This window comes from Pseudomonas sp. TWR2-1-1 (genome assembly GCF_049897045.1).
Taxonomy (GTDB): domain Bacteria; phylum Pseudomonadota; class Gammaproteobacteria; order Pseudomonadales; family Pseudomonadaceae; genus Aquipseudomonas; species Aquipseudomonas versuta.
In genome coordinates, this window is sequence record NZ_JAFCVM010000026.1 from 1 (window position 1) to 630 (window position 630).

The following is a 630-nucleotide window of genomic DNA, read 5'->3' on the forward strand; positions in this document are numbered from 1 at the left end:
TAGATCACCAGAATCAGCATCGGCAGGTAGATGAACAACAAGCCTGCGACCAGCATAAAGCTGGAAAAACGGAAGCGATTCATACCTTGCCCTCCAGTTCTTTAGCCTGGCTGCGGTTGAACAGGATGATTGGCACGATCAGGATCGCCAGCATTACCACGGCAAGCGCAGAGGCTACCGGCCAGTCACGGTTGTTGAAGAACTCTTGCCACAAGACTTTACCGATCATCAGGGTTTCCGGGCCGCCCAGCAGTTCCGGGATCACGAACTCGCCCACCACCGGGATAAACACCAGCATGCAGCCGGCGATGATGCCGTTCTTGGACAGCGGGACGGTGATTTTCCAGAAGCTGTTGAAGGTGCTCGAACCCAGGTCGGACGCGGCTTCCAGCAGGCTGTGATCGTGTTTGACCAGGTTGGCGTACAGCGGCAGGATCATGAACGGCAGGTACGAGTAAACGATGCCGATATAGACCGCGATGTTGGTGTTGAGGATCTGCAGCGGTTCGCTGATCCAGCCCATCGACATCAGGAAACCATTGAGCAGGCCGTTATTGCTGAGGATGCCCATCCACGCGTAAACGCGGATCAGGATCGCGGTCCAGGTCGGCATCATGATCAGCAGCACCA

At 56.0% G+C, this 630-nt stretch carries 2 protein-coding genes; both read right to left on the reverse strand.

Annotation, left to right across the window (positions count from 1 at the left end):
• Nucleotides 1–83: hypothetical protein (locus tag ACP7BO_RS23800; protein WP_426212968.1), on the reverse strand; the 83-nt coding region annotated here is incomplete at its 3' end.
• On the reverse strand, nucleotides 80–630 hold a 551-nt coding region (locus tag ACP7BO_RS23805), incomplete at its 5' end, for an ABC transporter permease subunit (protein WP_426212967.1). The genes ACP7BO_RS23800 and ACP7BO_RS23805, both read right to left, overlap by 4 nt.